The following is a 25013-nucleotide window of genomic DNA, read 5'->3' as shown; positions in this document are numbered from 1 at the left end:
ACATAAAAACAATGTCATATGATAAGACTTAAACTCGCAATTATTGCATTTATTTTAATTGGGACACAGCATGTTTTTTCGCAAGAAAATAACGTAATTGGAACAGTCACAGACAATACTGGTTTACCGCTGCCTGGTGTAACAGTATTAGTAAAAGGCACAACAAATGGTGCTTTAACAGATTTTGATGGAAACTACATATTAGAAGGAGTAACGAAAGGAAACATTTTGGTATTTTCTTATGTTGGAATGCAAACTGTAGAAAAAATTGTTGATGGATCAGAGCGGATAGACGTTACGCTGATTCAGGAAGCGACAGATTTAGAACAGGTTGTGGTTATTGGATATGGACAAAGCAGAAAAAAAGATCTTACATCCGCTATATCAACAATCAGTGCGGATGTTTTAGAAAAACAAACCGTTACTAATATTGATCAGGGAATTCAGGGATTAGTATCAGGGGTTACCGTAACCAGAAGTTCTGGTAGACCAGGTGGGGCAGTATCGGTAAGGATACGTGGAACTACTTCGGTTACAGGGTCTAATGAACCATTGTATATCATAGATGGAGTAAATGTTCAAAATTCAGAAAGTGATTCTTTTAATTTTTCACGGTTCGGAGGAACCGGTGGACAAACTGCAATAAGCCCTCTTTCTGCGCTAAATCCTAATGACATAGAATCTATAACAATTCTAAAAGACGCCTCTGCAGCTGCTATTTATGGTGCACAATCGTCTAATGGAGTGGTATTGATTACCACAAAAAGAGGAAAAGCCGGGAAGGCCCAAATAAGCTATGAAACGTATGGAGGGATACAAACGGCACCTAAACACTTGGATATGATGAATCTCAGGGAGTTTGCGGCATATTCTAATGAAGTTAGGCAAAGTCCATCAACTAATTTACCTCCGGCTCCTCAGTTTGAAAATCCAAGCATTTTAGGGGAAGGTACAGATTGGCAAAGAGCTATTTTTAGAGCTGCACCTATCCAAAATCATCAATTATCAATTTCTGGAGGAAAAGAAAGCACTAAATTTTATGCTTCAGCCAATTATTTTGAACAGGAAGGGATTGTCATTAATTCTGGTCTAAGAAGATATGGGTTACGACTAAATCTCGATCATCAATACAATGATTGGATTAAATTTGGGCATAATATCAATATGAGTAGTTCGCTAGAAGAAATAGGTTTAAACGATTCTCGTAATGGAACTATTACAACTGCATTAAGGCAAACCCCAGATGTACCTGTTCGAAACCCGGATGGAACTTTTGGGTCTCCTCAAAATAATTTGGGAAATACAGGAGCACTTAATCCGGTGGCCGCTTCAGAAATAAGAAACAGCACGTTAGAACGGTTTAAAGTAAATGGGAATGTTTATCTAGATATAAAATTAGCAAACAACCTTAAGTTTAGATCGGATCTTGGGTATGATTATAATACCGCTAAGACAGAAAGTTTTTTTCCAACATTTGATTTTGGATCAATTTCGAATAATCTAAATTCTGCTTTTAAAGGTGCGAATGAGGGTTTATATTACCTATTCAAAAATTATTTGACATATAACCCACAGTTCGGAAATCATGGACTCGATATTTTATTAGGTAGTGAAGCACAAAGAGTAAAATTTCAGGGATTATCAGGACAGCGATCTAATTTTCCAAGTAATGATATTCCCGGTTTAAATACGGGTGATGCAGAAACATCGCTATCAGAATCTTTTGAAGGAGCACAGTCACTTCTCTCATATTTTGGTAGAATTAATTATAACTATGATTCTAAATATTTGTTTTCTGCTTCCCTAAGATATGATGGTTCTTCTAAGTTTGGACCTAACAATAGATGGGGACTATTTCCTTCGGTCTCTGCTGCTTGGGTAGTTAGTGACGAACCATTTATGGAAGGAATTTCAAGTGCTTGGAGTTATTTTAAGATTCGAGCAGGGTACGGTACCAGTGGAAACCAAGACATTAATAATTTTTTGTATTTGAGTTTTCTTAGAAATCAAAATACAGCGCTGGGGAGCGGATTTAGTTTAGCCAATTTTAATAACCCCAATGTTGCTTGGGAATCACTAATCTCTCCTAACTTAGGAGTTGAACTAGGTTTCATCGACAACAGTATTAGACTGGACGTTGATGTTTATAGAAAAACATCCAAAGATTTCTTAGCAACCAGACCTGTACCAGGGTTTTTAGGAAGCTTAAATACATTATCCTTTATTGGAGTAAATGCTCCTGTAGAAAACTTTGGTGAAATGATCAATGATGGTATTGATGTTACCTTAAATACCAAAAATATAACCAATCAAAAGTTTAGCTGGGATACGAATATTGTATTTAGTTTGTATCGCAATGAAATCACTGAATTATCTGGTGAAAATGATGCTATTATCGGTACCTTAAGAGATGAGGAAGTTATTGCAGATTTAACAAGGTCAGAAGTGGGTCAACCAATAGGGATGTTCTATGGTTTTGTAACAGATGATTTATTTAGAACTCAAGAAGAACTAGATAACGGTGTGATCCCTTCAGAAAGTTCGCGTGATGAAGCCACCGGTACTTGGATTGGTGATGTTCGATTCAGAGATCTTAACGGTGATGGAACCATAGATGATAACGATAGAACGTTTATCGGAAATCCCCATCCAGACTTTACCTATAGTATAACTAACAATTTCCGATACGGAATGTTTGATTTGTCTATATTTCTTCAGGGATCTTACGGTAACGACATTTATAACTACACTAGAACGTATATTGAAGGTGTAAATCGTTTCAATTCTAATCAGGCAACCTCTGTAATCGATCGATTCAGCGCTTCAAATACTGATGGAAGTTTACCAAGATATTCTGACGGTGACAAAAATGGGAACAACAGAGTGTCTGATAGATTTATAGAAGATGGATCATACCTAAGAATACAGAGTATTACTTTTGGATGTACATTGCCCAAAGATACATTTGGTAAAACAAAAATCTTTGATCAGATTAGAGTGTACACTACTATTCAAAATTTATACACCTTTACGAATTACTCCGGTTATGATCCTGAAGTAGGATCATTGAATCAAAGTGCTATCTTTAAAGGAATAGATTTTGGTAGATATCCCGTTCCGAGAACAATGAGTCTTGGACTAAATGTTCAGTTTTAATAAATGAAAAAGAAAATATTATGTTTGGTATGAAAAATAAAAAGAAATTTTTTACGTATGTTGTTATATTGATCTTTCTCTCATCTTGTGGTGATGATTTTTTAGAAATTGATGTTGTAGATTCTATTACAGAAGATAATTTTTATCAAACCGACGATCAATTATTAGCAGGAGCAAATTCCTTATACGGACAATCCTTTTTTACAACGAATGATAAGTTTATGTACTCTTTGGATATGCTGGCGGGTAATTCGATAGGTTTCGAAGGAGATGCTCCCTATAGATTATTCTCGGTAGGAGTTAATAATGGCGCACTTTTGGAAGGATGGGAAGGTTTTTATAAAGGGATAGCTGATGCTAATCAATTACTAAAGGTCTTGAGAGGGGAGTTAAACCCAGAAATCTCTGAGGAAGTCAAAAATCAGGTAGAAGGTGAAGCGCGATTTGTACGGGCTTTTTCGTATTACTATTTGGTAAGATTATGGGGCGAAGTTCCGGTGATTGATGAGATAACTTCGGATACTTCTACATCATATCCTCTCAACACGGTTTCCAGCATCTATGCTTTTATAGAAGATGATTTACTTAAAGCAGCAGAATTATTGCCAGTAGGAACTTCAGGGGGAATAAGAATAGGTAAAACAGCAGCTTGGTCGTATTTGGCAGAAATGTACTTAACTCTTAGGGATTATGAGAAATCCATAGAGTATGCAGAAATGGTGATCAATAGTGGATTACATAATTTACAACCTAATTATCAGGATCAGTTTATTAATCCATCGGCAAGTGTAAACAGCGAAGGTATTTATAGATGGGTTTGGACCGCTATTAATGGATTATGGGGTATACAAAACACCAATCAAGCCTATTTGATTGCTAATGATGATGTGATTGGTAATGACGGTTCATTTGGCTCCGTGGCACCAAGTATTGATTTATATCAGGCATTTGATAAAATTACACAGCCTGGAGAAGAAGATTTACGTAGAAAATGGATTATCTGTGAACCTGGAAGAGAATATCCTGAATTGTTAACTGCTGAAGGTGGATGGACATTCCCAGAGAATGGCGATCAATCTTCAACACTGTTACGATATAGAAAATATGTCGTAGGATCCTTGAATGAATATCCGAATGTGTTTTTTATGAGAACTGAGATGAGCACACAATTGATGCGTTATGCAGATGTACTGATGATTTATGCAGAAGCTATTTTGGGTGATGCGGATAATACAGGTGATGTAAGAGCTCTGGATGCTTTTAATCAAATTCGAAGAAGAGCAGGACTTTCTGATAAAACATTATTAACCAGAGAGGCCCTGATGGACGAAAGAAGAATCGAGTTTGCATTTGAAGCAGGAAAATATTGGCTTGACTTAGTGAGAATGGAGGACAGAGAGATGGCAAAAGCAATTATCAGAAGTCAGGATAGAGGTACTGTAAACACCTTAGTGCCATTTAATGTTACATCATTTTTTATAGAAAATGTTGATGATAATGGTTTTACCTTACCAATTCCATCAGCCGAATTATCATTTATAGATACTACAAATCCTGCGGTGGATTATGTAATTAATAATTAAAATATTTAAAGATGAAAAATGAATTAGTTAATATGAACAAGAAGTTCTTTCTACTGTTCTTGATGATGGGGCTGTTCTTATGTTTATCTTCTTGTGAAGAAAATGAAAATGAAGGAGGAACTTTTGGCACTCCAACTATTGTAAATATCCTTTCTTTAGGGGATGAATCTACAATCAATTCGGGACTTCCGGATGAATTGGTGAGAGTAGAAGGAACTGGTCTCGGAGATATGAAAGAAATTGTTTTTGATGGAACAGTAAATACCTTTTTCAACTCTGCATTAAACTCTAACGTAGCATTATTTTTTAATGTTCCTTTTGACGCAGATCAAGGAAGTCGGTTTGGAAATCAGACGGTAACATTTACCAACTTGTATGGAGAAACAGTATCCACAGAATTCGAAATCGTACAACCTGAGCCAACATTAACGGTTGAAGGTACTTTTTCTCCTCCAAAAGGAGAGGCAGGAATTGAGATTAGAGCATTTGGAAACTGGTTTTTTAATGTAGAAGATGTGTTGATTGATGGAGAATCCGTTGGTGATTTTAGAGTGGTTTCTCCGCAAGAATTGATTTTTACATTTCCAGAAGGTAGAACAGAGACGACAGAATTTACCGTAGTTACTTCTGCCGGAATGGTGTCTAAAGACTTGCCTATTGAAGGTGGTTTTGTTGAATATCTACTTACAGATTTTGATGGTAACGGCGCTATTCCGGGTAATTGGACTAATTATGGGGATAGTAAATTTCGAATTGCCAATGGACTTGGTACAGATGGAACGTTGGGAGCAGAAATCATTTGGGATGACACAGGCACAGACAATTTTACAGGATGTACTAGTGAGCAGGATTTTGCTCCGGTGACAACAGGTACGGATGCAGAAAACGCCTTTTTATTAATTGACATTAATGCTGATGATTTTCCAGGAACTGTATTAGAATTTGTAATAACTGATGCTACATCGAATACTTGGCTTGTGAAACCACCTTTATCAGGAACAGGATGGCAAACGGTTGAAATCAAAATCTCGGATTTTGGATTCGGTTTCGATCCAAATAATCAGGGTAATGGAGATCCTAACCCTTCGACAATAACAAAAGTAAACGTTCAAATTAGCCAAGAAGGAGGAAACGCTCCTATACCATCTGGTTACAGATTTGATAATTTAAGGCTAAGAGTCTTAGAATAATATAAATATAACATTTATATAAAAAACTAAGGAGGAACTGATTCAAGTAAATGTTTGGGTAGATCCTCCTTGTTTTATCTTGATTAAAAAAAAATTATGAAAAGGAAAAAAAATTATAAATCGGTATTATATACCATATTTTGTCTTGCTATAGCGGTAGTTATATCCTCCTGCTCCAGCGATGATGGTGGAAATGATAATTCACGACTAATAGCTCCGGTAGCTCAAGAAGCCACTGATATTTCGCTGACAAGCTTTAAAGCAAACTGGAATAACGTATTCCTTTCTGAAGGGTATCAGTTAGATGTTTCTACTGATGCGGGATTTACTTCTTTTGTAGATGGTTATGAAGATTTAGCCATCAATCAATTATCTCAGGTGGTATCTGGATTGGTACAAAACACTAATTATTATTACAGAGTGCGGGCTGTTGTAAACGGTGCGGTCTCAGAAAATTCTAATACCATTTCTGTAGAAACCAGTACAGAGTTCCCTGATGATACAACGCTTAAAAGCGCCACTGAAAATAATTTTTTCGTTGGCGTAGCAGTATCCGCAACACGAACGGGATTACCTTCTTACGATGAAATATATACCAGAGAGTTCAGCAGTATCACTGCAGAAAACGATATGAAAATGGCCTCTATTTTTACAGGTATAGATAATACGGGTGCAATTATATATGATTGGAGTAAAGTAGATGAATTGGTTGCATATGCAGAATCAAATAATCTTAATGTACACGGGCACACGCTTATTTGGCACCGAAGTCTTCCACAAGCATTAGAAAATTTTAGTGGCACAGATCAAGAATTCGAAGATTTAATAGAACAATATATTACAGATGTATTGACAAGATATCAAGGTAAAATTAATTCTTGGGATGTTGTTAATGAAGCTATTGATGATGACCCAAATATTCAATGGAGGAATACCATTTTCTTGCAGCGAATGGGAGACGACTATGTAGAAAAATGTTTTGCTTTTGCAAGAGCCATTGATCCCGATGTAAAGTTGTTTTATAATGATTACAATATGACATTTGATGCTACAAAGAGAGGAAAAGTTTTGACCATGGTAGACGATTTGCTTTCCAAAAATCTTATTGATGGTGTGGGTTATCAAATGCATATAGATTATAACTTTCCTACGATACAACAGATACAGGATGCAACTGATGAATTGGTGGAAAAAGATGTGTTGGTACATTTTGCTGAGTTGGATGTAAAGGTAAATGCAGCAAATGATTTAACTGAATTTACCGAAGAAAGAGCAATAGCTCAAGCACAGAGAGTAAGAGAAGTAGTTGAAATCTTTAATGCAATTCCACAAAGTAAAAAGTATGCCATAACAATTTGGGGATTAAAAGATAATGATACCTGGTTAATTCCTGAAAATAATGGTAGACCAGAGTGGCCTCTATTATTTGATGCTTCTTTTAACAAAAAACCTGCTTATCAAGGGTTTTTACAGGGGTTGTAGTTAGAGAGTTGTACTCCATAAAGACAATCTCTATTACAATTAATTATGTGAAGAAATAGTGACATAAAAAGCAGCGATTTAAAACTATAATCGTTAAATCAAAAAAAGTTATGGATGTATTTCCATAACTTTTTTTAATGAGTGGAGAAGATGGGACTCGAACCCACGACCTCTTGACTGCCAGTCAAATTTTTACATTTTTACATAATAGGTTAAAGTTATGTAAAACCTTGTTAATAGAGAGTTTCTTGATAAAATAGTTAGTTTTAATTTTTTATCCTGTATTCATATTTTGTAGTTTTGTATGCAAATCGTATGCACATTGTATGCACAAGAATGAGATTATGACAATGGAATATTCTATATCAATATACTTAGATAAAAGAAGAGCTAAAACTAATGGGAAATATCCAGTAAGATTAAGAGTCTTTACACCCAATCCAAGAAAGCAAAAGCTATATCCTACTGTTTTTGATTTTACCGAAAAGGAATTTGAAAGTATATGGGTAGACAAAAGCTCGAAAAAAGGGTATGGAGAAACGAGATTACAAATTCAGACTGTTGAAAATAAAGCAAATAAGGTAGCAAGTGAAATTACCCCTTTTACCTTTTCACAATTCGAGAAGAAGCTTTTTAGAAAGAAAAATGAAGGAATCAAGGTAGGTTACCATTATAAACAAATAATATCTGAATATACTAAACAGAATAGAATTTCTACTGCCAATTCATACGCATATAGTGAAAAAGCGATACAAGCATTTGTAAATGAGCAAACGAATAAGAGCTATAGCAACCTTACGCTTATAGATATCGATAAAAATTGGTTGCAAGATTTTGAAACATATATGCGTGACAAGGGTCGTTCTATTACGACGGTAGGAATTTATCTAAGACCATTGCGTGCTATTTTTAATAAAGCAATAGAAGAAGATGAAATAGAAAGAGAATATTACCCATTTGGAAAAAGGAAATATCAGATTCCATCGTCTAAGAAAGTGAAAAAAGCTCTAAGTCTACAACAGATGAAAAAGTTATTTGATACGGTTCCTGAAAATAAGGAGCAGGAAAAAGCAAAAGACTTTTGGTTTTTTTCCTACAATTGTAATGGTATGAATATTAAAGATATTTGTCAATTGCAGTATCAAGATGTTACGGATAACAAAATCATTTTTTATAGAGCTAAAACGCTTTTTACTTCTAAAACGGATCTGAAACCAATAACTGTTTACATAAACAATTATGTGAAATACATTATAGAAAAATACGGAAATTCTAAAGGACCTAAGGAAAATTATGTTTTTCCGATTTTAAATCCAGATTTCACGATACAACAGAAGCAGAGGGCAATTAAAAACTTTACAAAATTTATTAATCAGCATCTCAAAAAATTATGTAAAGCGAATGAACTTCCCGAAGAAATTTCTACCTATTGGGCACGACATAGTTTTGCTACCTTATCAGTTAGAAAAGGAGCAAGTATGGAATTTATACAAGAAAGTTTAGGGCATAAAGATATGGCGACCACCCAAGCTTATTTTGCCGGATTTGATGATGATACTAAGAAAGAGTTTTCAGAAGGATTAATGGATTTCGATTGATCCCCTAAAATGCAGAAAAAACAAATCAGTCTTCAGGTTTTATAAAAAAAAAAGTGTACTCGATTTTTTGTAAAAATAACTTCAAACCTAGAAGGATTCTTACTTCTTATTTCTTCATATGTTAGTTTTGGTTTAGGTGCTTGTTCCACTATTAACACGGGAGAATTAATGATAACAGCCCATAAGAATACCCATACGAAGAATTGAAACTTCTCTTTGTATTTAATTATTATCTTAATCATCCTATTAATTGTTGTGAAGCAATAAAGATTATACTATAATAATTCCTCAATTTTTGTTTTCATAAGCTCGTAAATGTCGTCACGACCTCCAATTTTATTAAGTGATATTTTACCTTTTTTGTCAATAATTATATTGGTAGGAAATCCTTTGACTCCAAAATCATTTACTAATTTATTTACGGATATATGGTGGTAGGAGAATTGATTCTTTTTCAAGAATTTTTGAAGTTTTTCTTCAGAATCAGTGGCAAACCCTAGAAATATAACTTCATCATCTTTAAAAGTATCTACTAGCTTATTTAAGTCAGGTATTTCCTTTCTGCAAGGTGGACAGTTGATAAACCAAAAATTAATCACTATCACTTTTCCAAGGAGATCTTTAGAATTATAGGAATTTCCATTAATATCGGTTACTTCAAATTCTGGAGCTAGTTCTCCAATATCAATAGGTTGTTTTGATATTCTCTGGTTTAGTTTACGGTTTTGATCACCTTGGGATTCTAGTACCACCGCTTTAACCTGATCCTTTGCATTCGCAAAAAATACTTGGTGATAAGTACTGGTTTGTACCTTTTCATTAAACTGCGCTGTGGTTAATTTTGTTCCATCTTTAAGAAAAAATAAAGGAGTTGTTTCTTTTTCCCATTTGATAGGGCTTAATCGTACCATATCTTCAGTAGATAACTTGGTTAATCCTTTTAATTCTTTATTTAAAACTTCATCATATTCATTTGAATGCTCTTTACAAGAAATAAAGAGTACTATGGATAAAGATAAGAGTATATATAGTCGTTTCATGAACACATTTTTAGGTTGAATAAATTCAGTTTTTTATGGTAAAAGTATGTATTTGGACAATTGTTCTATAGACTAGTGTTGCTATGGAGCATATTGTTACCTCTTTGATTATTTTTTCTTGTATACTTTCTATTATAATTAAAAGAAATCTAAACCTAATCATAGAATAATCAATAAAAAAAATATATTTACAATAAAAACTCTTAAAATGAATACTAGTCATAAAAAAAGTCTTTTACCTGGATGCTTTTTTTTCATTATTGTCTTTATTTTCTACTCTTGTAAAGAAGACAAGAATGATGATCTCAATTATATCTTGAGTCAATATAAAGAAGCCTCGGATAACATATCAAAAATATCCTATACTATAAAAAGATTAGATTCTTTTGCACAAGGAGGAGTCTGGGATCTTGAAGGATATACATTGATAGAGCGGAAACAAAATGATCCTGTCCTGGGGTACCATTTTTATGGACATAACCAAACCTTTAAATTTAAGAATCTTTATGATGGAAAAGATGCATATAGGATAGATGATAATGAGAATACTTTATTATCCATATTTACTAATTCTAGTATTCTTAGTGAGCCAGGAGGACAAATGGTTTCTAAGTATTTATTTTCTTTAGATACGGTTTACAAATCTATTAGGTTACTTAAGGATAAGGATCATTATAAGGTACGGTATGATTATGAAATTGATCCGGAAGAAAATCAAGAAAATGCATATCACTACAATATTATTTATTTGGATAAACAAACTTTTTTACCTAAAAAAGTGACCAGACATTATACTCAACTAGGAAACAAAGCAAATCATAGAATTGAGTTATCTGGTATTAAAATAAATGAGGAAGTAACAGACAATATTATCGAACGTAAGAGAGAATTAACTAATTATAAATATATTGGAAGAGAGGAAGGAACAAAAACTTTTAAATATTTAAATAAACAATTGCCGAAAATTACACTTACTGAATTGTTTGATATGGAAACTTCTTATACTGTTGAAGTAGGGAATAAATTGATTTTATTAGATTTTTGGGAAATCTGGTGTAGTGCCTGTATAAAATCTTTTCCTACTATGGAAGAATTGAATCAAAAATATAAGAATCAGGTAGAAATTATCGGTATCCTATCTGAAGATAAGGAAAAAGCAAAACAGATTATTAAAAAGAAACAGGTTACTTATTTAAACTTATTAGGAGAAGATATTCTTGATACATTTGAAATTACTGCATTGCCTACCTACTTATTAATTGATAAAAAAGGAGTAGTAAGACACAACTATTTTGGGATGGATAAAGAAAAATTAGTAAACGATATTGAAACTTTGTTAAAAGAGTAAATGGGCATACAAACAACTATTAGTTTTTATATACCCATTCACAAATTTGCATTCGATAGATTCTATATATTATGATCATTATTTGGTGTGTCCGAATCGTCAGGAGTATCATCGCTGGAAACTTTAACCATTTTCATATTTGGAAAGTCTCCACTTCCATGATTACAGATATGACCTAGTGCTTTTATGCAGTAATAGGTCCCTCCTGCCTTGACAGTATTAATAGAGTTACTAGTAAAAGTGGTGATTGATGCGATTCCTAAAGACAGGAGCAGAATTCTGGTAATTAACTTATTTTTCATGATGTATAAAATTTATTTGAATTACTATTGTTGTTGTAAACCATTATTTAGACAATCAAATTTCAATGTTATGTTTTGAATCTGATTGATTGAAGGATTAGCTTGTAAATGATTTTATCAGATTTGATTTCCGCCTTCATTAGGTTTATCAATCGGAGTATCATCATCGGAAACCATTATAAGCTTCATATTCGGATAAGAACTACCTTTATAATGACAGATAGAATTAGCTGCCGGTACACAGGCATATGTGCCACCTGCAGAAACAGTATTTAAGGAAATACTAGAAAGGTTAATAATAGAAATGACTCCTAAAGATAGGAACAGAACTTTGATAATTAACTTGTTTTTCATAATTACATTAGTTTAAAGATTAATACTTAATTTTCATTTATAATTCTACATTTCTCCCTCTGGAGAAATCGTATAAGGTCAACTTTCTTATTTCGTAAAATAATTCCCAATATTCACGCAATGCCCTATAATAATTTGAGTTTGCACTATCTTTTTCCTTTTGAGCTATATTGAGGTCAGTGATAGAAACTTTTCCAATAGCAAATCTTCTTTTGGAAACACTATATCTTCTTTTAGAAATCTCTAGTGCTTTTTTAGAAACTCTAAGGGATATTTCTAATTGCTGCCAGGCCATATACTTTACGCTTAACTCTCTTTTTGCTGCATTTAGCTCTTGAGCATTCGTGCTTTTTATAAGTTCTAGATTTGCTAGTGCTATTTTCTTTTGTGAGTTCCGCTTACCCCAGGAAAATATAGGAGCAGAAAAATTTAGTGTGAATGTTTGTTGATCTAACAGATTGGTATAAGCGGTGCCTAAACGATTATTTTGATTTGTAAGCCCAAAATTTCCATTCAGACCAATTTTAATACCATCTCTTTTAGTTTTAGCTACTTCATTTTTAGCCTCCAGTACTTTTCTTTTATTTCGTATAATCAAGACCGTATTCTCTAGCGCTTTGTCAAACAATTTGCTAGAGTCTATTGCTATAAAATGTACCTCTTTGGGAATGATAAGCTTGATATTAGTAGTTTTATCACCTATTAATTCTAAAAAAGATTCTTTTGTTAGTTTTAGTTGATTTTTAGCATTGATTACTTCTTTTTCTGCATTGAGTAAACCCAATTCTGATTGTAATAAGTCATTTTCATACAATTTTCCGATTTTAAACCTACCCTTTGATATTTTATAAATTGTATCTTGACTTTTAGCATTTTGTAATGCATTCTGGTATTTTTTTTCTGCTTCTAGAAAGTCAAAAAATCTGCTGGTTGTATTCAGCGCAATCCCTTCTATGTTCTCTATTAAATCTCGTTTACTTTCTTCATAAACTAATGGCTGAATTTTCTTTTCCCATTTTAACGGATTATAGAATATGGATTCTTGAAAATAACTTATGGAAAATGGATTGGTAGAATATGTAGTCAGGTTTTCATCAGAAAAAATATCTATTCTATTTACAGATGATGAAATACTAAAAGTTCCTCCGGTCAAATAAACCCGTTGGGAAATATCAACAGATAAAGATGAAAATGCCTGATTCTGACTTACGAATAAATCAGTCCCGTCATCGCTGGTAATTCTGCTAATCGTTTTGTTGTAACTAGGTAGAATACCGCTTACGTTAATTTCTGGATAAAAGTTAGATTGAAATGATTTGTAAGTCCATAATCCAACATCAGAACTGTTTTTAGCAGTTTTATATTCTAATGAATTAGATTTAGATAATTCAATAGCCTCTTCTAAAGAAAGATATTTGTATATGTTTTCCTGAGCTGTAACAGAATTACTAAAATATACCAATAGAATCAAGAATATGGATACGACATTTATATAAGATTTTAGAGTCAGCATTTTATTTTTTTTCTTTTTGTAATTAGTACGTTATCTTGTTTGAACAGGGAGAGACTGTTTATTTTCCAATATAATAGAGGTATTAAAAATAGACTGACCAATGTTCCAATAAACAAACTACCTATTAATGAGATAGCTAATGGTTTTTGGATACTTGATCCTAAGTCCGTATTGAATAACAGAGGAATAGTAGCTAGCATGGTGGTTAAACTTGTCATGATTATAGCGTTTAATCTTTTCTCGCCAGAAATTCTAATAACATTTAATATATCTATGGTTGGATTCTTTTTTATCTTATTCATAGTATCAATTTTGATAATAGAATCATTAATGACAATCCCTAAAGAGACAATAATGCCAATACCTGACATCACATTTAAGGAATATCCAAAAATGAATAGCGCTAATACGGAGCCAGCCATACTTATAGGTAGTTCGATCAAAATAATTAGAGGTAGCAGCAAAGAGTTAAATTGAACCGATAGCATAAAATAGAGTAGTATTAATTCTATAATGATGATGTAGGTAAAATCATTAATAAATTTTCTGTCCTCAAAATACTTCCCCTCGATACTGTTTGTTTGATCAGAAAGTTTATTGTTATAATATTCGATTACAGTATCTTCCTTTTTGGACTCAATATCCAATGGGATATAATCACCTTGCATGTCAGTATAAAGAAGTTTGTCCCGATCGGTTTTAAATACTGATACTAGAGAACTAAGAGGAATCTTTTCTTTATTCTCTGTGTAAATGGAAGTTCGGTTCAGAATATCATAGAGATTGTTATGTTGTTGTTTTAGATAAATAGGAAATATGTCTCCCTCATTCTTGAGATTATCGATTTTGGTTTTTCCAAACAGGAAGCTTAATTGATTACATAAGGATTCTTTGGTCAGTCCATAATTTATCAATTTGGTATGATGTATCGTTAATTGATATACTTGTTCTTTAACCGGGGGAGATACCTTGATTTCGGAAAATTGTTTTTTTATTGTATCAATAATGGGATCCACTTTTTTGTATTCATATACTTTGATAAAGAGGTTGGATAATCTTGACTGAAAAACTTTATCAAAAAGGTTTTCTAAGGGCTTTATGGTATAGTCAAAGTTTGAATAGCTTTCCTGAAACAAGGTTGCTATTTCACGTTCAATAACCTTTATTGCTATTTCACTGGTTGATTCAATAATGTATCTGGTTTTTCCTTTTTCAAATTGATGACTCAATGATGATGAAAATCCTTGGTTTTCGATGTAATAATTGATTGAGTTTAGGTTGTTGATTTTTTTTAATTCGGAATATAATTCACTGCTGTTGACAACCAACTGATCTTTTGTAAGATACTGACCCCAATCCACTTCTAAATCCAATTCGTTATAAGATATATCAGGAAACTTTTCAATCTTTAGGAAATTAATCAATAAAAAAGAAGCTAAAGTAAATAAGGTTATAGAGAAGAATACGACTCTTTTTTTTGTCAATAAAAAATCAAATATATTGTGGTACAATACGTATAACGGACCTTGTACGTAGTTGGCTTTTGTAATGTTTACTACTTTATACAATGTAGGGAGGATAATGATTGTAATTAAGTAGGAGACAGAGAGTCCTATGATTAAGGCCATAGCTTGATCATAAAAAAGTACGCCAGCGATCCCCTTAATAAAGATTAAAGGGATAAAAATAATACAAGTTGTTAATAGAGATGTTAATAAAGGTTTTATAATATCATTGGTACCTTTAACGCAAGATTGGATTAATGTAGATCCTTCTTCCCTATATTGAGAGATATTATCAATCAGAATTATGGAATTATCAATCATTAATCCAACTCCAATAATTAAGCCTGATAATGAAATGATGTTTATGGAAATCCCTAAAATTTTAATAAACAAAAAGCTTATTACTACAGAAGAAGGAATTACGATACTAATAATAAGCGATAACTTTAGATTCTTAATAAAAAGATATACTAAAACCCCTGCTAACAATAGCCCCAATAAAAGACTTTCAAAGAGATTTCTAATGGAACTTTCTAAAATCCCAGTTTGATCCTGACTTATCTGAAAACTAAATTCTGGATACTCGTCTTGGATAGCAGATAAAGTGTTATATACATCTTCTTTTAAATCTTTTATCTTTGATTTTTCATTTTTGATGATAGCCATAGAAATCCCTTGGATTCCATCCTGAACAAACCAACCATTATCTGTACGTATCTCTTCCTGAACGTTAGCAATGTCTTTCAATTTAATATAGTTCCCTTCTAGGTTTATGGGAAGGTTTTTTATCTGCTCAGTAGTAGATAAACTTTCATTTAAGTGTACTTTATATAGATATGATTTATCGCGTACCTCTAGGCTTTTACCAATAATATTATTATTTCTGATCAAGTCTTTTATGGATGCATAAGAGATATTGTAAGATTTTAATTTAGAGTCTTCTATTGCAATAACAACTCTTTTAGACAGATATCCTGTTACATCAACATAAGAAACTCCCTCTAAGCTTTCTAGCCTCTTTTTACAAATAGATTTGATGAAATTAGTATACGTTATATTTTGAGAATCCTTAGTATAAGGGTATGGTGAATTGATAAAAAACACAGGAATTTCAGATGGGCTAAATTTTAAGATTTTAGGCCTTTGGATGTTTCGGGGTAATCTGGAGAGCAATTTTTCAATCCGTTCTGTAATCTCTAAATATGCTATGTTTACATCGGTTCCCTCAATAAGTTCGATATATATAGTGCTTTCTCCATTTTTTGTTTCGGCATAAATATCTTTGATATTATTGATCAGTCCAAGTTCTCTAATACCAGGTTTAATGACGGTATTTTTTAGTTGTTCTGATTCTAAATTAGGTTGTTCAAACTTTATTTCTATTCTGGGGATATCAATGTGTGGTAATAGCGATACCGGAATTTCATTAAGACTAATCAACCCCAAACCTATACATGCCACAAAAGACATGATAACGGCTATTTTTCTTTTAATTAGAAATGCTATCATAGTTGTGCTTTAATTTAAGGGTTAGTGGGAAAAAGAATAGTAGTGTAATCAGAGAAAATAACATTCCTCCAATAGTACCATAAGCAAAAGATGTCCAAAAAAAGCGTTCACTGTCAAATAGAATAAAGGGTATGAGCCCAACTACAGTAGAGATGATGGTTAAGACTATAGCATCAATTTTAGAAACAAATGCTTTTAAATAGTTGTTAAGTAATCGTTGCCCATTATCAATTTTTTTGTATTCACTGTATACGTAGATCATAGCATTGGCTGATAGTCCACTGATCAAAAAGAAAGAGGCTACTCCACCAATATCAAAGGGCACATCTAGTAGAGGGTAGGTAATAAATATTCCTATAAATGATATGGGTATTGTAGCTACTATTTTAAAGGCAGCACTAAGTGATTCGAATAGGATTGAGCAGATGAAAAAATTTACCAACAATACCACGAAAAGAAAAAGAAAAAGATGATTAGTTTTTATATAATTTCTTGACCTGTCGAAGCTTGATGAAATTTTGAAACCTATAGGAAGGTTTTTTTTGACTTCATTAACGACATTGCCAATAAATTTTTTACTTTGGATTGAATTCCCTTTATAAGAAAAATTGAGGTATAATTGGTATAGTTTGTTTTTCCTCACAATGGTTTTATCTAGATATCGCTCTTTGATATCGAAATAACCTTGAAAACTTGTCCCTAAAGAATCAATAGTAAAGTATCTGGAATGAATACTACTAATATCTGCTAGTTTAGATGTTGTTTTGGCAGAAAGTTGGGCATCTAAAGAATTGATTATAGCATACTCTTTGCCGACAAATCTTTCAAGACTTTTGAAGTAATTATTTAGTGATATGTCGTTACGATATGTTGCTTTTCGCTTTATTTCATATTCCTTGAGTTTTTTAAACTCAATTTGCGGGTTACTACTAGCTTCAACATAACTTACTCTTTTATTTTTATATAAGTGTTTTTCAGTAATATTATCGGCTAGTTTATAGAGAGAATTTATATTGTACCCTTTCAATTTGACATACCCATCCGATGTTTCAGATGCGGAATTTCCGAAGGCATTTCCAATGCCATAAACAGAAATTTTCATGCCATCAATGTGTAGTGATAATGCTTCAATATTTCTTTTAATATGATCTAACAGATGAAAGTCTTGATTCTTTTTGAAAAAGACTTCAATCAAAATATCTAAATCATTATTTCTATTGACCTTATAATAATTGATGGCTTCTTGAGTGTCAAGAAATTTAGTAAAACGCTTCACAGACGCAGTGAGTCCGTCAATATTGCTCTTTAAGTCTTGGTGAAGTTTGATATTAAGGTGCGAATCATTACTGTTATACTCAAAATTGAGTAGCTGTTTTTTGTTTTCAATAAAGTATGTCAGTGAACCTCCTAAAACTGGTTTTATATAATTATTGAACGTTTTATTCTGATAAAATGAGGAATCGTTTTCATTGCTTTTTTTATCGGTATGATTATCCATTTTTATTAAAAACATTGGAAAACCAAATAGTAAAATAAATAGTGTTAGTATACCATATTTGTTTTTTAAAGATTTAAATAGAACTTTTTTGTATACATTAAAAAGAATGGATTTAACTTTAGGAAAGTAGCTCTTATTATTAGGTGTAATTTTAAATTGGAGGATCAAGCTAGGAACTAATAGAAATGATACTGCTATGGAAATCAATAAATTAATAATTAAAACCCCTGAAAAATCTTTTAATGTTGTAGAAAGGTCTTTTCTAATCAATAATATTGCAGCTAATACACCTATTGTGGTCATGGTAGCTGCTAAGACTGGTACTATAATTTCCTTATCAACTTTTCCTTTAGACCAGAAGTGACTCATTATAATGATAATGTTATCGGTAATAAGCCCAAAGCAAATAGCTATAGAAGCAATGGAATATAGATTTAGGTTAATATCGAATAGAAAATAAAATAATTGGGCGATCACTATATTGGTTAAAATACAGCATATGATCATTATAAGAAGTTTCCAACTTCTTTTTGAACAGAAAATCACAATTATCAATACCAAAAATGATAAGAGAGCTCTAACAATAACATTATTTATCTCATTTCTAATATTCTTTACAGTGTTTTTGGTTATTAAGTATGCTAGTTCTGAGGGTGGTTCTATTGCTTTCAAGGTTTTAAAAATGTTTTTCTCAACAGTAATTTGATTAGCATTGTTCTTTAATACGATATCAAGAACCGTAGTTGGAAAGTCATTAATTTTAAAAGAATGTGTAGTAACCTTCTCTTCGTTTAGTACCGCAATATCTTTTAAGAAGATTTTTTGTTTATTATGGTGTATATAGTAGGTATTGAAAAATTGCGGAATACTATCTTTTGAGAAAGTAGATATATTAATTATCTTTTGGATAGGCTCATTTTTTAGGTCTATTGCGATGGATTCATTATTAAGATCATTACGCATGTAATGGTTTAGTTTTTCAGGGTCTATACCAATTTTTTGTAATGTTTCGGAATTATAAAACATCACATATTTTTTCTTGTTACTCTCCTTTTTATGTATTTTTTGAATCTCTGGAATCCTTGAAAGCTCTGGAAGAATGGTGTTTTCTATATATTTGGTGGTATTAAATTTTTTATTTTGGTTATAAAATCCAATTTGTATCAGGTTATTTTGTTCTTGGAAATCAGAAAAGGATATTTCGGGATATGGAATTTCTTTAGGTAGTTTGTCATAAATTGCACGAAGTCTTGAAAACACCTCTATTTTTAATTGTTTAAAATCAATGTTGTTATCAAATACTAAGGTTACATTTCCTTTTCCAGTTGATGAATGAGAGGTTATGTGCTCTATGTTTTTGATAGTGGATAAACTATTTTCAATTTTGCTGGTTACTTCATTTTCTAAGATCTGACTACCATAATTGGGATAGATAAAATCTATCGTACAATTCTTTGAGGAAGCATCGGTTTTAAATTGGATACTTAATTTTGGAGTCAAAAACAGCCCAAGAAGCACAAAAAATGCAAAAGCTATTATTATAGAAAAATGGTGCTTCTTAATCATTTTCAGAAAGGTATACTTTGCTATGATGTGCTAAATTATGATTGCCCATATAGATAATTCTTTGATCTATAGTTAGCCCTTGATTAATTATAATTTCATTCCTGTTCTCTTCTCCTACAATAACATCATTCCAGACTGCGCTTCCATTCTCATAGGTAAAAACTACTTTTTTACCATCTCGATAGACTAGAGCGGATTTTGGAATACTGATCTTATTAGTGAGCGGTTTCTTTATTACAACTTGTACATTCATACCATCTAATAGAGTACTTGACGGGTTTTCTACAATTCCTTTTACTTTTATAAAACCGTCTTTATTTATTTGGGCATTTATTTCTACTATTTTTCCATCAAATATTTTGTTGAAAGTACCTCCTATTGAAATGGCTATGAGCTGGTTTTTTTCGATAAAAGAATACTGTTCTTCTAGCACAGAAAATTGAATTTCCATCATGGAATCATCAATTATCGTACAGAATACTTTTGTATTGTCAGAAACATTCATGACTTTATGATCTAGGTTTACAACTACACCTTTAATAGGAGATTTGAGTATGGTTTCATCCAAATTCATTTTTGCATCCTTAAGATTAGCTGTGGCGGTAAAATACCCACTACGATCCTTTGCCATTTTTAGAATGTCCTTTGGAATTTTAGATTCATTATCTAGAGAATATCCAAAACCAAGAAGAATATCTTCTGTATCTATTAAGGAACGACTTAATGCTTCCCGGTTTCTCTGTATTGTATTGTGATTAGCATTGTTTTTCTGAGAAGCTATGATATTTCCGTTTAGAACTTTATCGCCATTAGAAACATTGATTTTATTGACAACGCTATTAAACTTAAAGACTAGATTGACTTTCTTCTGAGCTTGTAATTTACCCGTTGTGATAATCTCTTTTGTAAACATTCCTTTTGTAGGATAGGTTGTTTTGACCAATACAGAGTCGATATGTATTTGATTATTTTGAAAAGAATCTTTCTGAGAAGAAAAGTCAACCTCATTTTTACAAGAAACTATTACACTAAAAAACAATATCAGATACAGTATTCTCATATGTATTTATAGTTTTAGTGATTTAATCATACTTTCCATTTCATTAACATCATCTGGATTTCCATATTTCAAAATGTTATGACTGTTGTCTGTGATAAAAAGGTAATAGCTTGAGAACTCATTGTTTAGCTTGTAAAACATCTCTTTTTTATCATAAAAGATGCTGAATTTCTTCTCTCCGAATGCTTCTTCAACAGCAAAATCAATATACCCTTTGTTGAATGCAGATAGGATAAAGGTTATTCTATATTCTTTTTTCAGGTTAGAACTAAATTCGCTTACTTTTTTGAGCTTATCTATACAAGATCCACAATTGGCGTCAAGACTTACATATATATTATGTTGAGCATTTTTCTGCTTTGTAGAGGCGTGGTATATTTCTAGATTTTCAGGAATGTGCAACAATCGCTTTTTAGATGGTTCCTCCTGCTTACTACAGGATAAGAAAAGTAGAGTACAGATTACGAAGACTATGTTGAATGGCTTTCTCATACTTTTTATATAGTAAACTTTACAAGATCTGAGTCACCATTTTCATCTACTGAAATTGCATAAAATTTATCATCAATTATAGAGTAATGAATTAAAGCAATCTCTGTATCAAAAATTACTTTTTTGATAGGGTTTCCATCTAGATCAAATACATACATATATTTAGAAGAATAACTTTCCCATTTATCTATTTTTCCAGAAAAGATTGCACACAGGTATTTATCTGATGCAGCGATGTCCAAAAATGTTCGTTCATTATTTCCCGTATCTATATACATCGGAAATCCATCAGAGGTTTCAATATCAAAGTTCGGCAGTTTAAAGTCTCCAAATTTTATAAACTTTAGGATGTTTCCATCTATGTCATAAATTTCAATTAATCTTATGTTCGTATTGGCAACAAAAATTTTGGTTTTATTAGCATCAAAAGTTGCATTAGCGTCAAAGATTTGTGTCATTGCTTCCGAAGGGTAATTTTCTTCAAATCGTATAGGGTAGAGGGTGGTTTTAGTTGTTTGGATACTATTTTTATAGGTATTGAAAAACATTCTACTATCTTTACTTCTATTTGATAATCCTACAAAAGTTTCATTGTTTAAAAATTCTAATTCATATACAGAATTCACTCTTTCTTTAAGAAAATACTCTTTTGGTACTGCTTTTCTTCCTAAAGTTTTAATACTATCAATATCGTATTCTAGCATTTTTTGTAGAGTCAAGCCTAAGGCATATGCTTTACCATTATTAATACCTGTTTGCCATGCATTTAATATCTGCCCTTTTCCTTTACCCGGCGTTCCTATTTCTCCAATTAGGTTCAAAGAAGGAAGCTCAAAGAGATAAAAAAGGGTAGAATCTTTTCTTGCTTCATTAGCAATAAGATATTTACCTTGGATTTGAAGATCTAGTGGTACCCTAAATAGTGTATCTAAATTTGATTTTTCAACCTTGATTTCTTCTGTGGTTGTAAAATCTTTGTCCTGAACAATTGACATATTTTTGGTGATAAAATCTTGCTCTTTTTTACAAGATGCACATAGTATAATTGCTGATAATATGAATAGTTTTTTCATTGGTGTTTTATTTTAAAAAGGAATGGAAATATTTACGATTGTTAATAATTAGATTTGTTGCCCGCCGTCAGGTGTGTCATCTGGTGTGTCATCTGGCGCTGGCACCCATTTTTTATGATGTATATACGTAGAATTTAATTGGCATCTCCACATAAATAATTGTTGGCAATATGCTCCAGTCTGAGCTTTTACCTCTTTAATTTTAATTTCCTCACTTGAAGCAACTGACAATACTCCGAAAACCATGGCAATTGCCATTAGTATTAATTTATTTTTCATGATTTGTTTTTTTAAATTATTCAATATTTCCATCCGGAACATCTCCTACTACATCAGAGTTTCCACTTCCATCTCTAACTGTTTTGTATCCGGGGAGATCTTTATCTCCTTTTTGACAAATACAAGTGCTACATTTTGTATTACAAGGTTTCGTTTTTGCACTTACATCTGAAATTCCGTAAATCGAAACAGCTACTAGCATACCTAAAGCTGCTGTAAAAATTCTTTTTTTCATGTTTTTAAAAGTTTAATTTGTAAATATTCCATTCCTAGTTTTTATTTTTATAAGATTAAGATTGTTTTGCCTATGATGTTGAATTCGGGAATAAAGCCTTTTGCCCTTGAATCTGCAGAATTGTTAATGTTGTCACCTAAGACGTAGTAATAGTTTTCTTTGAAGGTATATCGGTTAACCCTTTTTCCTTTTTCAAAAACTTCTCCGTCAACATTTATAAAGTTTCTCTTTTCATAATCGTTAATGATCCTTTTGTAGAGATTAAAATTGGCAGTTGTAAGCTCTATGGTAACTCCTCTTTTTGGGATAAATATGTTTTGCTCAGATAGCTTCGTGTTTAAGAAGGAAATATCTTCAGGATATATGGAAACCACTTTACTATCTTTAGCATCAGTTGTCAACAACTGTATTAACTGTTCATCTTTTGAAAAAGCTTTTGATACGTAGTTTTTGTTTCTTAAATGAGATGGAGCATATACTATGTTATTAACACTAATGTTAGAATCAGTGATTTTTAAGGAATCTCCAGGTACAGCAATAATACGTTTGATCATTAGCTCTGGTAAGTAGAGTGGATTATTAAAAACCACTATTTCATTTCTTTTGAATCCTTTATTGACAGCTAATAATCTTTTAAAAGAATCAAAACTATTACTGTAATTTCTATCAAATAATTTTGAAAGAAATGGGTTTAAAGATTTGTTAGATTTAGTATAGAATAAGGTTCCTTTTGATAGTTTGTCTATTACAACAATATCTCCAACTTCTAAAGTCTCATTCATGGAGTTTGATGAAACCCGATATACATCTATTACAAAAATTTTCAATAGAAAGACTAGCGTTACTGGAATGAGTAAGTACCAAATTGATCTCACAGAAATATTTTTTAAACTTTTCATAATCTATAGTAATCTTTGTTTCTTATATGTCTTGTCGATTAATTAGAGGTTTTGTCTTTTAAAAATCGAGTATCAATAGTTTTCTGGTAACAGGATCTTTTTTTAAAGCAGAATTTTTTTGAAGAAATATTTTTATATCTTCTTCCTTTAGCGTGTTTTCAAGTTGCTGTAAAAGATTTTTCTTGTTAAGCCTAAGAAGTTCTAATGGCGCATGTTTTGTTTTGAAATAATGACTATTAACGAGGTTCCATTTTCCAACTCCGGATTTTATCTCCTTATATATGTGAATCCAATCATTATAGCCAATACATTCGCAAAAATTACCGTTAGGCAAAATGGTAAAATGCCAGGGGTCTATATCTTTGTTGGTGTGAAAATCAGCATTAATAATGGAAGTAATCTCTTCTTTAGTAATGGGGCTTTTTGCATAAAATAGTAAGACCTCTATTTTATGTAGTAGATCAAGAATATCAATCTTGTTCATTCCTTCAAATTGACACATCACTTTATGAAGTAGTTTGTGTTCTTTTTTTATAATATTCATTTTTTATCTTATTGTTTGCAACGTAAAGCCTATCCTGGTTTTATGATTTAATATGATTTTGCCTACCTATTCAACCAACCAATCCCCAAGAATAGGCTACGTTGCTATCAACACCAACTCACACATTATATCAAATAGCATATTCCTTGTATTCAGGATCTTGCAGGATCATCTGTATTAGTTTGTTTTTGGAAATGCATTTCTTTTTTCTAGTGTAACCTTCGCTATATCCAGTAATTGTGGAAATTTCTCGCATACTTTTTCCTTCAAAGAATAATTGAAGTATATTTCTGTTTTTATTGTTAAGATTATGCAAGTGCTTGTAAAATAATGCTGCTTGATCTTCTTCTGTTATAGTATCTATTACAGATTGGGTATCATCCTCTTTTTTCACGATTAAACTATCGTCGTATAAAACTTTATACTGTCTACGTTGTTGATTACGCCATTTGTTTTTACAGACTCCTATAAAATAACTATGTATGGATAGGTCAATTTGCAATGAACCACTACGCAATTTATTATAGACTAGTATTAATGAGTCTTGAAATATATCTTCGATATCTTCTCCAGCCCCTCCATTTTGTACTATATACTTTCGTACAAATGGTAGATTCCTTTTGTAAAATGCTTTAAGTATAGCATAGTCCCCTGTAATAATTCCATCAATGACTTCTTGATTCTTTTTAGTTTTCATGTGTTTGTTGTATTTCCCCTTTACTTTTAGAATTGAGTAGTTATTACTTTGCGTATCGAATTTCTCACCTACTCAAAAAATTTCCTGTTA

The 25013-nt window shown here is 31.9% G+C and carries 20 protein-coding genes and 1 tRNA gene; 6 read left to right on the top strand and 15 right to left on the bottom strand.

Annotation, left to right across the window (positions count from 1 at the left end):
• The first annotated feature begins 18 nt into the window (after nucleotides 1-18).
• The 4 genes from ACWGOQ_RS06315 (at nucleotide 19) to ACWGOQ_RS06300 (ending at nucleotide 7411) form a co-directional block, all read left to right on the top strand.
• Nucleotides 19-3156 (top strand): SusC/RagA family TonB-linked outer membrane protein, encoded by a 3138-nt coding sequence (locus ACWGOQ_RS06315; protein ID WP_452055976.1) that lies wholly within the window; start codon nucleotides 19-21, stop codon nucleotides 3154-3156.
• 29 nt (nucleotides 3157-3185) lie between these two features.
• Complete coding sequence (locus ACWGOQ_RS06310; protein ID WP_452055977.1) at nucleotides 3186-4739, top strand: RagB/SusD family nutrient uptake outer membrane protein; 1554 nt, start codon at nucleotides 3186-3188, stop codon at nucleotides 4737-4739.
• An 11-nt stretch (nucleotides 4740-4750) separates the two neighbouring features.
• On the top strand, nucleotides 4751-5929 hold the full coding sequence (locus ACWGOQ_RS06305) for a hypothetical protein (RefSeq protein ID WP_452055978.1): 1179 nt from the start codon (nucleotides 4751-4753) through the stop codon (nucleotides 5927-5929).
• A gap of 96 nt (nucleotides 5930-6025) precedes the next feature.
• Nucleotides 6026-7411 carry an endo-1,4-beta-xylanase gene (locus tag ACWGOQ_RS06300; protein WP_452055979.1) on the top strand — a complete coding sequence of 462 codons (1386 nt, stop codon included), beginning with the start codon at nucleotides 6026-6028 and terminating at the stop codon, nucleotides 7409-7411.
• A 142-nt stretch (nucleotides 7412-7553) separates the two neighbouring features.
• Here the strand turns inward: ACWGOQ_RS06300 and ACWGOQ_RS06295 are convergent.
• Nucleotides 7554-7615 (bottom strand) — tRNA-OTHER (locus ACWGOQ_RS06295).
• Between the two features lie 122 nt (nucleotides 7616-7737).
• Here ACWGOQ_RS06295 and ACWGOQ_RS06290 point away from each other — a divergent pair.
• A complete protein-coding gene (locus ACWGOQ_RS06290; RefSeq protein ID WP_452055980.1) occupies nucleotides 7738-9009 on the top strand; it encodes a tyrosine-type recombinase/integrase in 1272 nt (423 codons plus the stop codon).
• Between the two features lie 275 nt (nucleotides 9010-9284).
• On the opposite strand, the gene ACWGOQ_RS06285 is transcribed toward ACWGOQ_RS06290, so the two are convergent.
• On the bottom strand, nucleotides 9285-10049 hold the full coding sequence (locus ACWGOQ_RS06285) for a peroxiredoxin family protein (RefSeq protein WP_452055981.1): 765 nt from the start codon (nucleotides 10047-10049) through the stop codon (nucleotides 9285-9287).
• A 208-nt stretch (nucleotides 10050-10257) separates the two neighbouring features.
• Between ACWGOQ_RS06285 and ACWGOQ_RS06280 the strand changes: the two genes are divergently transcribed.
• Complete coding sequence (locus ACWGOQ_RS06280; RefSeq protein ID WP_452055982.1) at nucleotides 10258-11397, top strand: TlpA family protein disulfide reductase; 1140 nt, start codon at nucleotides 10258-10260, stop codon at nucleotides 11395-11397.
• Nucleotides 11398-11459: 62 nt separating this feature from the next.
• Here the strand turns inward: ACWGOQ_RS06280 and ACWGOQ_RS06275 are convergent, their stop codons facing one another.
• From ACWGOQ_RS06275 to ACWGOQ_RS06215, 13 genes are all read right to left on the bottom strand, one after another.
• Nucleotides 11460-11699, bottom strand: a complete 240-nt coding sequence (locus tag ACWGOQ_RS06275; RefSeq protein ID WP_452055983.1) for a hypothetical protein — start codon at nucleotides 11697-11699, stop codon at nucleotides 11460-11462.
• A 117-nt stretch (nucleotides 11700-11816) separates the two neighbouring features.
• Nucleotides 11817-12053, bottom strand: a complete 237-nt coding sequence (locus tag ACWGOQ_RS06270; RefSeq protein ID WP_452055984.1) for a hypothetical protein — start codon at nucleotides 12051-12053, stop codon at nucleotides 11817-11819.
• Between the two features lie 37 nt (nucleotides 12054-12090).
• Complete coding sequence (locus tag ACWGOQ_RS06265; protein WP_452055985.1) at nucleotides 12091-13566, bottom strand: TolC family protein; 1476 nt, start codon at nucleotides 13564-13566, stop codon at nucleotides 12091-12093.
• Nucleotides 13560-16580, bottom strand: a complete 3021-nt coding sequence (locus ACWGOQ_RS06260; protein WP_452055986.1) for an efflux RND transporter permease subunit — start codon at nucleotides 16578-16580, stop codon at nucleotides 13560-13562. The genes ACWGOQ_RS06265 and ACWGOQ_RS06260 overlap by 7 nt, the downstream gene beginning before the upstream one ends.
• A complete protein-coding gene (locus tag ACWGOQ_RS06255; RefSeq protein WP_452055987.1) occupies nucleotides 16561-19644 on the bottom strand; it encodes an efflux RND transporter permease subunit in 3084 nt (1027 codons plus the stop codon). The genes ACWGOQ_RS06260 and ACWGOQ_RS06255 overlap by 20 nt, the downstream gene beginning before the upstream one ends.
• On the bottom strand, nucleotides 19637-20704 hold the full coding sequence (locus tag ACWGOQ_RS06250) for an efflux RND transporter periplasmic adaptor subunit (RefSeq protein ID WP_452055988.1): 1068 nt from the start codon (nucleotides 20702-20704) through the stop codon (nucleotides 19637-19639). The genes ACWGOQ_RS06255 and ACWGOQ_RS06250 overlap by 8 nt, the downstream gene beginning before the upstream one ends.
• 6 nt (nucleotides 20705-20710) lie before the next feature.
• On the bottom strand, nucleotides 20711-21196 hold the full coding sequence (locus tag ACWGOQ_RS06245; RefSeq protein WP_452055989.1) for a hypothetical protein: 486 nt from the start codon (nucleotides 21194-21196) through the stop codon (nucleotides 20711-20713).
• Nucleotides 21197-21201: 5 nt separating this feature from the next.
• Nucleotides 21202-22269 (bottom strand): BF3164 family lipoprotein, encoded by a 1068-nt coding sequence (locus tag ACWGOQ_RS06240; RefSeq protein WP_452055990.1) that lies wholly within the window; start codon nucleotides 22267-22269, stop codon nucleotides 21202-21204.
• A 48-nt stretch (nucleotides 22270-22317) separates the two neighbouring features.
• Nucleotides 22318-22527: a hypothetical protein gene (locus tag ACWGOQ_RS06235; RefSeq protein WP_452055991.1), complete on the bottom strand. Its 210-nt coding sequence runs from the start codon at nucleotides 22525-22527 to the stop codon at nucleotides 22318-22320.
• Between the two features lie 37 nt (nucleotides 22528-22564).
• Entirely contained in the window at nucleotides 22565-22783 is a 219-nt protein-coding gene (locus ACWGOQ_RS06230) for a hypothetical protein (protein ID WP_452055992.1), read from the bottom strand.
• Between the two features lie 47 nt (nucleotides 22784-22830).
• Complete coding sequence (gene lepB, locus ACWGOQ_RS06225) at nucleotides 22831-23658, bottom strand: signal peptidase I (protein ID WP_452055993.1); 828 nt, start codon at nucleotides 23656-23658, stop codon at nucleotides 22831-22833.
• Between the two features lie 82 nt (nucleotides 23659-23740).
• Nucleotides 23741-24226 (bottom strand): hypothetical protein, encoded by a 486-nt coding sequence (locus ACWGOQ_RS06220; RefSeq protein ID WP_452055994.1) that lies wholly within the window; start codon nucleotides 24224-24226, stop codon nucleotides 23741-23743.
• Between the two features lie 130 nt (nucleotides 24227-24356).
• On the bottom strand, nucleotides 24357-24923 hold the full coding sequence (locus tag ACWGOQ_RS06215) for an RNA polymerase sigma factor (RefSeq protein WP_452055995.1): 567 nt from the start codon (nucleotides 24921-24923) through the stop codon (nucleotides 24357-24359).
• Nucleotides 24924-25013: the final 90 nt, after the last annotated feature.

Source organism: Aquimarina ulvae, assembly GCF_053613295.3.
Note: the sequence above shows the minus strand (reverse complement) of the source record. Positions and strands in the feature narration are given on the sequence as shown.

Bases quoted from the DNA above. Each gene is read 5' to 3' on its own strand.
- ACWGOQ_RS06315 (WP_452055976.1), top strand. From the start codon at position 19: ATGATAAGACTTAAACTCGCAATTATTGCATTTATTTTAATTGGGACA.
- ACWGOQ_RS06310 (WP_452055977.1), top strand. From the start codon at position 3,186: ATGAAAAATAAAAAGAAATTTTTTACGTATGTTGTTATATTGATCTTT.
- ACWGOQ_RS06305 (WP_452055978.1), top strand. From the start codon at position 4,751: ATGAAAAATGAATTAGTTAATATGAACAAGAAGTTCTTTCTACTGTTC.
- ACWGOQ_RS06300 (WP_452055979.1), top strand. From the start codon at position 6,026: ATGAAAAGGAAAAAAAATTATAAATCGGTATTATATACCATATTTTGT.
- ACWGOQ_RS06290 (WP_452055980.1), top strand. From the start codon at position 7,738: ATGCACAAGAATGAGATTATGACAATGGAATATTCTATATCAATATAC.
- ACWGOQ_RS06285 (WP_452055981.1), bottom strand. From the start codon at position 10,049: ATGAAACGACTATATATACTCTTATCTTTATCCATAGTACTCTTTATT.
- ACWGOQ_RS06280 (WP_452055982.1), top strand. From the start codon at position 10,258: ATGAATACTAGTCATAAAAAAAGTCTTTTACCTGGATGCTTTTTTTTC.
- ACWGOQ_RS06275 (WP_452055983.1), bottom strand. From the start codon at position 11,699: ATGAAAAATAAGTTAATTACCAGAATTCTGCTCCTGTCTTTAGGAATC.
- ACWGOQ_RS06270 (WP_452055984.1), bottom strand. From the start codon at position 12,053: ATGAAAAACAAGTTAATTATCAAAGTTCTGTTCCTATCTTTAGGAGTC.
- ACWGOQ_RS06265 (WP_452055985.1), bottom strand. From the start codon at position 13,566: ATGCTGACTCTAAAATCTTATATAAATGTCGTATCCATATTCTTGATT.
- ACWGOQ_RS06260 (WP_452055986.1), bottom strand. From the start codon at position 16,580: ATGATAGCATTTCTAATTAAAAGAAAAATAGCCGTTATCATGTCTTTT.
- ACWGOQ_RS06255 (WP_452055987.1), bottom strand. From the start codon at position 19,644: ATGATTAAGAAGCACCATTTTTCTATAATAATAGCTTTTGCATTTTTT.
- ACWGOQ_RS06250 (WP_452055988.1), bottom strand. From the start codon at position 20,704: ATGAGAATACTGTATCTGATATTGTTTTTTAGTGTAATAGTTTCTTGT.
- ACWGOQ_RS06245 (WP_452055989.1), bottom strand. From the start codon at position 21,196: ATGAGAAAGCCATTCAACATAGTCTTCGTAATCTGTACTCTACTTTTC.
- ACWGOQ_RS06240 (WP_452055990.1), bottom strand. From the start codon at position 22,269: ATGAAAAAACTATTCATATTATCAGCAATTATACTATGTGCATCTTGT.
- ACWGOQ_RS06235 (WP_452055991.1), bottom strand. From the start codon at position 22,527: ATGGCAATTGCCATGGTTTTCGGAGTATTGTCAGTTGCTTCAAGTGAG.
- ACWGOQ_RS06230 (WP_452055992.1), bottom strand. From the start codon at position 22,783: ATGAAAAAAAGAATTTTTACAGCAGCTTTAGGTATGCTAGTAGCTGTT.
- ACWGOQ_RS06220 (WP_452055994.1), bottom strand. From the start codon at position 24,226: ATGAATATTATAAAAAAAGAACACAAACTACTTCATAAAGTGATGTGT.
- ACWGOQ_RS06215 (WP_452055995.1), bottom strand. From the start codon at position 24,923: ATGAAAACTAAAAAGAATCAAGAAGTCATTGATGGAATTATTACAGGG.